The following is a 9,017-nucleotide window of genomic DNA, read 5'->3' as shown; positions in this document are numbered from 1 at the left end:
GGCTATGCTCAAAAACTTCTTAGCAATTTTCAAAGAAACCGCCGTCCTTTCATAATTTTATTTTTTATATTTTACCACTAAAAAACAATTTTGTCAATAAATACAAAAAGCGGACGAAAAACGTCCGCTCGAAAATGAAATTTATTGCTTGAATTTATTTGCCATATCTCTTGCGATTGCCGCAGCATCTCTTACATTTACAACTCCATCACCATTATAATCGGCAGACTCAGAAAGTTCCGAAGCAAGTCCTTTTGCAAGCTTTGATGCGATGAATGCGGCATCTCTTATATTTAATATTCCATCATTATTCGCATCTCCAAGAATATAATCTGAAATTATACCGCTTTCAACAGTTACTTTACACGTCAGATTTTTATCACCATACAACACGAATATTGTAGCATAGCCCTCTCCTACTGCCTGAACACAGCCGCTTTCATCGACTACTGCAACATCCTTATTGCTTGAAATCCAGAGAATCTCCCCGTCGTAGCCTGTCAATTTTAAATGTACTTTATCCCCTACTGATAAATCAAGTTCCGTTTTGGAAAGTACTACTCCGTCATCTGATTCCGCCGTACCTGTAGTTACGTCTGATGTTGTAACAGTTGTATTTGAAGTCACCTCTGAAACAGATACTGTTATATCAGTTGAAGATTTGCTGACTATTGACAAAGACGTTTCGGTTGTTGTTTTAGATGTTGTTTTCGCTGTCGTTTTTGCTGTTGTTGTTGTAGTTACTGACGGTTTTGAAGTTACAGAAGTAGTAACCTCTGGTATACTGTCCTCTATTGAATCAAGATCATATGGATTTATAGTATACATTGATACACTGCTTTTATCTGAAACATACCACCTTATCAGACTGTCCGAACAGAAAACAGGTTTACAGTCGGACAGGCGAAGATCAGCAGATTTAATTTCAGATATCAGAGTGCCATTACCGCTTACAGCTGCAATTTTTACTTTTACCTGTGATGTTTTTGTATTATATTCTTCCCACATAATAAGAAACTGTTCATCATTGAGCTTTACAAGATGAGGTGTTCTCGGAGTTATATTATCCTCAGAAGTGTAATCTGTAAGCCATACCGTATCAGTACTGTTGAATGACTTGTCAGTTACTGTCAGGAAAATATTTCGCTGTCCGGAAGATGAATAAGAAGATGAATCACTCATATCCACTGAATTTCCTGCAATCAGACAGTTGCCGGATGACAATTCAAATCCGCCGACTGATACACCAGTTGAATTATCTCCATAACCGCCGTTTATAGGTAAAGGTTTTATGTAGCTGACATTTGTAATTTTATCATCTGTTCCGCATCTGGTAATACTTACAGCTCGTGGGTTAGCGTCACCATGGTCAACACGATATACATATTCACCGTCAGTCTGAATAAATTGATTAAATGAATGACTTACATATCCATATGAAAGATTCATAACATCATAGTATGACTGAATGATTTCCATAATTTCAATATCCATAACATAAGTCATATTAGCCTGATGATGATACCCATCACTGCTTTTGTACATTTCATGACAGGTATAAACATAGAGCATTCCGCCTGTTTCAGTCATTCTGAGAGAACCTGCATCAAATGGTATATATGTATTTGCTCCGTAAACTGAGCATTGTTCCAGACGTTCCCAGTCTTTGGTGTATTTCACAATTCTGAGTACTTCACAGCTGTCACTTTCAGTCGGATTGCTTTGCCCGAATACAAAATAATTATATTCTTCTCCGCTGTAAAATCCTCCGAAATATTTCAGTTCGCATTCCAGATTTATGCTGTCAGTAAGCTTATAATCAGCGGAATATGTTTCAACAATAATATTTCCATCTCCTGAATTTTCTACACGGGTAAATGTTTTATCCGCATTTTCAATCAGATATGAATCAACAACATTACCATATGTAGTATAGTTATTACATGAAATATTACTGCTTAACTGTCCTTCTAATTCTTCAACAGTTTTTACAGATACTGATATATCTGAAGCTATAACTTTAATAATATATTCGGCAGTATATGTTCCGTCTTTTGAGGTACATGTAATTATTGCATTACCCTTCTTCCATGCTGAGACAATTCCAGTATCAGTAACAGAAGCAATACTGCTGTCGCTGCTTGACCAGTTAAATACACTCTTATAGCTTGTTCCGCTTTCAACGGTCAGCTGCTGTGTAGTTCCAACAGGCATAGTATCTGTCTGAGCATTAATTGAAATACCTTCAGGATCACTCCAGTCCATTATTTCAATATAATAAGAATCATTTTCCTTTTCAATAATAATAAGTGAATCATTTATTTTAAGTAGATTAAAAACATAGTGCTCTGTATTTGCTTCTGAAATTTTTTCACCGGTAGTCATATTATATTCTGAAAGCGTTTTATTATTTTCATAAACAATTATACTGTTATGATTTTCATTATAAACTGCACGAACACCTATACTGGAAGTATCATAATAATCGCTTTCAAGTTCATATTCTTGCGCTGTACGGGACAAAGTCATACATGTATTCAGTCCCTGAGAATCAGAATCTATAAAAGTTACCTGACTTGTCAGTACACTGGCAGCTGTAAGATATTTATCCCCGAGCAAAGCAGCACTGTTTTGGTGAAGCATATAATAATTCTGGCAAAGATATTCAATACAGTTGAAACTACGGGAAATTATTCCCTGTTCAAGAAATCCCGAATATGTTTCCACATTCATAATGATATTATCTGTAACATTGCCCATGGTCAGAGCATGTCCTGGATGAGAATATCCCCATGAGTAATAATCATAATAGGTTTCCATATAAAAATTGCCGTTAGTATTGTCAAATCCGCTGAAGCAATATACTTTTGTAGGAGAAATCATCTCGGACAAAATTTCTCCGTCAGGTGAATAAAGAAATACTTTTTCACACTGAGAATTATTATTATCTTTAGCTGCAACATAAATGCGTCCGAGTTTATCTGCACCAATTGCATCACAGCTGTAACCAGCCAGACAAATATGCGATACAAGATTCTGACCGATAAGATCATATATATAACATGTATTGCCATAAGCTACATACAGCTTATTATTTTCTGAATATGCACTGCTGCATCCGCTGAATGTGTAAACATTCTCACAGGACCTTGTAATAAAAGAATAAAAGGAAAGATTACTTCCGCTTAAAAAATACAATCCATGTAAAGTATCGCATGGAATCTGCTGGGTTACTGTTCCAACACTGGTATAATTAAGCTCTCCGTTTTCCAGGGCAATAATTTCATTTTCAGGAAATTTAAATTCCTCTCCTGTAACAGTAACTGTACATTCCGCTTTATACATTCCATCAGCACTTTCAGCTGTTATAACAGCTTTACCTGGATTTACTGCTGTAAGTCTGCCTTCGGAAGAAATTACAGCTACACTTGTGTCACTGCTGCTCCAGCTTATATCTGCTGCAATAACAGGATTAATTACAAGTCTTGCCTGTATACTCTCACCTGCCGAAAGCTCAGTTTTTTCCATACTTATGGTAAGAATATCTGCATCAGCAAGGTCATCTGAATCAACCCAGGTCAGGTGTTCAGGATATGTAATACTTTCTTTTAGTGAAGTCCAGCCGCTTTTTGAAAAACTGCAATAAATAGTAATATTATCTGTCAGAGAATATCCTGTACTGTTAATTACTGGAGCTGCACCCTTGAAAATCATTTTTTTAAGAGATTTGCATTGATAGAATGAATAATTATTTATTGAATACAATGACTCTGGTAAAATCACATTCTGTATATTTTCATTATAATACAGTGCATACTGTTCAACAGCAGTAACAGTATCCGGGATTTCAAATGTCCGAATATTGCTTCCGGCAGGCACACATATAAGTCTGGTTACTGAATTATCATAAAGAATACCGTCTAAAGATGAAAAATTAATATTTTCTGATGAAACCTGTATTTCTTCCAGTCTGCTGCATGAAGTAAATGCAGCAGTGCCAATAGATACTATACTTTCCGGAATCAGGATTGTTTTCAGTGAAGCACATTCACTGAAAGCATAATTTCCTATTGATTCAGCTACGGACGGAATATTAACAGAGTTTAGTAAAGAACAGCCTTTAAATGCATAATCACCTATCATCTCAATACTGTCAGACAATGTAACATTTTTAAGATTTATACATCCATAAAAAGCATCATTTCCCACAGAAGTTATACCTGATTCTATTTTTACCGATTCAATTATATCCCGGTACTGGTAAAACGGAGACATATTACTTCCATATATTCCGCTGTAACTGGTCATATCTCCGGTACCTGAAATAGTCAGTTCGCCTGTTTCAGCATTCAATGACCATACTGCTCCCTCACCGCATTCACCCTGCAGACCATCATCCATAGCATTAAATGTCAAACCATTATCAGAAGCGTAAATTTCTGCTTCCGAACCGCTTATTCCAAAGATTTTCAGGCTTCTTTTAAGGAAAGTTCCGGAGGTGCCGTTTGCACAGTAATATCCAAATGAATATTTATCAAGCTCCGTTACAGTCTCAGGAATAACAACATACGCCATAGAATGGCATCCTACAAATGCACCATACCCGATTTTTGTAACACTTTCCGGAATACTTATCTTTTCAAGATTAAAATGAAATTTAAATGCATAATCAGTAATTGAAACAATGCCGTCCGGTATGGTAATCCTATTTTCATTTCCCTGATAGCAATATACAGCTTTACCAAAAATCACCATATCTTCATTATGTGCTTTTATAAATGGTGTATTGTAAAAAGCATTATAACCTATATATGCAGTATTTTCATTTATTTCGATTTCAGCAAGTGAAGTACATCCGCTGAATGCCTCTTCACCTATAGTAACAAGTCCTGAAGGAAGTACGACTGATTCAATTTCAGTATGATCAGAAAATACACTATCTGAAATAGATTTAACATCTTCAGGAATAGAAACAGAAGTGCTACTTCCATTATACTGATAAAGAATACCATTTCCAAGTATTACAAAATCACCTGTTTTATTTTCCATAAATGCTGTATTTGCAAAAGCATGCTCTCCGATAGATACAACACTTGCCGGAATATTAATGTTTTCAAGGGACGAGCAATTGTAAAAAGCCTGTTGACTGATTGATGTAAGACCACCAGGAAGAATTATGTCAGTTAGTGCAGTGCAGTATCCAAATGCATATTCACCGATAGATTCAAGACTATCCGGAAGTGAAACGCTTGCTAAAGCTTCACAATTATAAAAAGCATATCCCCCGATACTTACAATTCCCTCAGGAATTTTAATATCAGTGAGAGAACCACAGTTATAAAAAGTTCCGTATTCAATGGATGTCATATTGGCAGAAAGCGTTACATTGGTCAATTTACTGCATCCGTAAAAAGCTTGTTCTCCGACTGATTCAACACTGTCCGGAATAATTACCTTATTCAATGAAGAACAACCGTTAAATGCCTTTTTTCCTATTGAAATAACACCTTCAGGAATTACAATATTTTCAATACTGGCACACGACATAAATGAATAATCTTCTATTGAAGTTACTCCGTTTTCAATCACAACCGAAGTTATAACATCCTTATAGCTGTAAAACGGCAGATCAGAATAATATGTGGTGGGGAAATCCATATCTCCGCTGCCGCTGATTATAAGTTCTCCAGTATCTGAATCAAGTGTAAATGTAACATTATCACCGCATGTTCCGGTAATAATTCCGCTGGGAGCTTCTGTGGTTTCCTCATTATCAGCAATTATAGGTTTATCGCTGAAAATACCGTTTACAGATTCCAGATTCAGTTTTTCCGGTCCGGCAACAGCTTCATTACTGTAATTCAGACCATTCTGTGTATCATATAAAATGATATTATCATTGTCTGAATAATCCGGTTCTAATCCAGGAAGTTCTGTATTATAAATATCAGAAATCAAATCCTCCGATGTACTTATTGCCGCTTCTTTATCAGAAACTATATCAGCATCTTCTTCAGCAAAAATCGTAAATCCGCTGCATGTCAGTAAATTTACGCATACCGCAGCAGCAGATATGTCTGCAAGTATTTTTTTTAGCTTAAGTTTTTTCATACATTCCTCCATAAATTATGTCAAAATAATAATAGCTGCTGCTATATTTAAAGCAGCAGCCTGATAAATTATTCATTAATAAATTTATTCATAAGACTATGACCGGTTTCAACGTACAGTCCTGTTTCCTTTGCAGAATTTTCATTAAAATGCTCAACGCCATTTGACGTCTTATTACTGCTGTAAATCATAAACGGAACAGGATCATTTGTATGTGTTTTCAGTGAAAGCGGCGTTGCATGATCAGGTGTAATAAGAATTTTATAATCCTCTCCGGACTTTTTAAGATAATCATTAACAGGTTCCAGAATAAGCTTGTCAATAAATTCTATAGCCTTAGGCTTGTTTTCTATCTCATGTCTGTGACCGCATTCATCAGGAGCTTCCACATGAATATAAACAAAGTCCTGTCCATTTTTAAATTCATTTATTGCAGCCTGAGCCTTGCCCTCAAAATTAGTGTCAATATATCCGGTAGCACCATCAACTTCCACAACATTCATGCCTGAGAATTTACCGATACCCTTAAGAAGATCAACTGCAGAGATCATAGATGCCTTCACGCCAAATTTCTCTTTGAAGTTTATAAGATTTGCTCTCACGCCTTCGCCCCAGAGCCAGATACTGTTTGCAGGTCTTAACCCCTTTTCTTCTCTTGCCTTGTTTACCGGGTGATCCTTTAACAGATCATATGATTTTTTCATCAGATCGTAAAGTTTCTGTGCATTCTGATGCTTTGGAATATATTCCTTAATAGGCTTTCCGGTAATATCGTGAGGAGGAGTAAGAGTTCCTATATCAAGAGTACCATTATTCCATATAAGGCAGTGACGATAGCTTACTCCGCTGTAGAATTTAAACTCATCATTATTAAGCTTTTCAGCTAAAAAATTTACAAGTATTTCAGCTTCTTGTGTTGAAATATCGTCTGCACAGTAATCAAGGATAGTTTTATCCTCATAATTTTCTTCATCGCTCAGAGTTACAAGATTACATCTTAAAGATACATCAGTATCCTTCATATCTATACCGATACTTCCGGCTTCAAGGGGTGAACGACCCGTATAGCATTCCTTCGGGTCATAACCCAGTACTGATAAATTTGCCACATCGCTTCCTGGTTTAAGTCCGTCTGCAACTGTTTTAATAAGACCTACTTCAGCAGTTTTTGCCAAAGAGTCCATATTAGGGGTATCAGCTGCTTCCAGTGGAGTTTTATTTCCAAGTTCCTCAACAGGATAATCAGCCATACCGTCACAAAGTACTACCAAATATTTCATGTTTATCTACCTCTATTTATTTTATTTCTTATATTGTAACATATTTTGCATATTTTTTCAATATATTTTTATACTTCTCCTATAATCCCCTTTGGAATGTCTCCAACAATAACTGTCTCTGCAAGAATACAGTTTAAATTCACCTGAGTATCTGAACTTCCTCCGGGAAAAACCGCTGAAATTTCAGCCTTAATATCCATTGAAATCTGATGGCATGTCTGATTCATTCCTGCTGAAAAAAATCCGCTTTTAAGCTCTGTCTGTACTGACCCCGCAGGGATAAACTTTATTTCTATTTCCGGTCCTCTTCCGCTGAAAATATATGTACCGCCTACTGTTCCTAAAGGTATTGAAACTGAATTTCTGCTTTCTTCATTCAGTTTCCGGTTAATTTCAGCTGTTATTTCCGACTGAAGACTGTTTATATTTCCTGAATTTATTTTTATAGAAGTTAATTTATTGCTGTCATCATAAATTTCCGATGCCAGATCCGAATATTTTACACTGTTTTCCTCAAGAATCTTATAAACGCTCTGATTAATAATATCTGACATAAACACTTCACAGTAATACTTACTGATTTTTTCTGCTTTGGGCTTTATTGCTCTTTCAATATTAAATATTGCAAAAAGCATTAAAAACACAATTATCAGGAAACATATTAAAAATTTTTTTCTTATTTTAACGGGATCTCTTTTTGTCCGCATAAAATCCAAGCACCTTTTTTATAAATTTAACGGACGGTCAAAGGACCGCCCTGAAAGGATTATATATTCTGACATCCACAGTCATCATCATTATTATTAATTTTCATATCTGCCGGATATGCACATCCGCAGCTGCTGTTTTCAAGCTTTGCAGGTGAAAATTCCTCTGTAGGGAACTTGATTTTATCAAAAATTTCACACGGACTGTCCATATCTGCACAGCATTCTTTCTGCGGAATGGTATAACTATATGTCGGCACCATAATTGTAACCGGTCTTATAAGCTCAACAACATAAAATAAGCCAAGTGTCAGTACCACTTCATTCTGAGAACGAGGAGGCGGAAGCATTTTACCCTCACAACAGTCGCAGCAGCCGCAGTCATAATTTTTGCAGCCCTTTACTATCTTAGCTTCAAGCACAAGAGGTGAAACAACCTGAACTGATGCAACCGGCGGATTTACAGTATTGCAGCAGTTTCCGGTTGTTCCGATAGAAGTACCATCACTGAAAAATGTTTTGGAATTTGTTTCACTGCCATATAAAATACAATTTTTACTTACAGTTGCCGTACCCGTAAGTATTGTAGGATCGCCGCACGCTTTTTCATAGCCGATCAGCTGAATATCAAATGAAAATGTCAGATCAACAGAGTAAAATCCCTTATTAAAAGGTATTGCTTCAACGTTCATGCATACATCAGACACTGTTATACAGCTGGGTTTTACAATTGTTATTGACGACGGCAGCGAACAGTTAAGATCTACCTGAACTCCGGTAATACAGTCTTTATCACTGCAGCTGTCAAACACTCTGTTGACTTTGATCGGTACAGCATCACAGTCGTTATAATGACCCGTATATTCGCTCATAAAAAAAGTCCTCCTATTATAAATTAAAGCTTTGTTTTTTACGCTTC

At 36.2% G+C, this 9,017-nt stretch carries 4 protein-coding genes; all 4 read right to left on the bottom strand.

Features of this window, described 5'->3' with window-relative positions:
- Positions 1 to 141: 141 nt before the first annotated feature.
- The 4 genes from ACI4WO_RS06125 to ACI4WO_RS06110 all read right to left on the bottom strand — a co-directional run bounded on the left by ACI4WO_RS06125 (position 142) and on the right by ACI4WO_RS06110 (position 8,970).
- A complete protein-coding gene (locus ACI4WO_RS06125; protein ID WP_439806678.1) occupies positions 142 to 6,111 on the bottom strand; it encodes a leucine-rich repeat protein in 5,970 nt (1,989 codons plus the stop codon).
- Between the two features lie 68 nt (positions 6,112 to 6,179).
- Positions 6,180 to 7,391, bottom strand: a complete 1,212-nt coding sequence (locus ACI4WO_RS06120) for a cofactor-independent phosphoglycerate mutase (RefSeq protein ID WP_439806677.1) — start codon at positions 7,389 to 7,391, stop codon at positions 6,180 to 6,182.
- A 68-nt stretch (positions 7,392 to 7,459) separates the two neighbouring features.
- On the bottom strand, positions 7,460 to 8,026 hold the full coding sequence (gene yunB / locus ACI4WO_RS06115; RefSeq protein ID WP_439806676.1) for a sporulation protein YunB: 567 nt from the start codon (positions 8,024 to 8,026) through the stop codon (positions 7,460 to 7,462).
- Positions 8,027 to 8,157: 131 nt separating this feature from the next.
- Positions 8,158 to 8,970 (bottom strand): hypothetical protein, encoded by an 813-nt coding sequence (locus ACI4WO_RS06110; RefSeq protein ID WP_439806675.1) that lies wholly within the window; start codon positions 8,968 to 8,970, stop codon positions 8,158 to 8,160.
- Positions 8,971 to 9,017: the final 47 nt, after the last annotated feature.

This window comes from Porcipelethomonas sp., assembly GCF_051893655.1.
GTDB lineage: Bacteria > Bacillota > Clostridia > Oscillospirales > Ruminococcaceae > Porcipelethomonas.
This window is presented reverse-complemented; position numbering and strand designations above follow the sequence as displayed.

Bases quoted from the DNA above. Each gene is read 5' to 3' on its own strand.
- ACI4WO_RS06120 (WP_439806677.1), bottom strand. From the start codon at position 7,391: ATGAAATATTTGGTAGTACTTTGTGACGGTATGGCTGATTATCCTGTT.
- ACI4WO_RS06125 (WP_439806678.1), bottom strand. From the start codon at position 6,111: ATGAAAAAACTTAAGCTAAAAAAAATACTTGCAGACATATCTGCTGCT.
- ACI4WO_RS06110 (WP_439806675.1), bottom strand. From the start codon at position 8,970: ATGAGCGAATATACGGGTCATTATAACGACTGTGATGCTGTACCGATC.
- yunB (WP_439806676.1), bottom strand. From the start codon at position 8,026: ATGCTTTTTGCAATATTTAATATTGAAAGAGCAATAAAGCCCAAAGCA.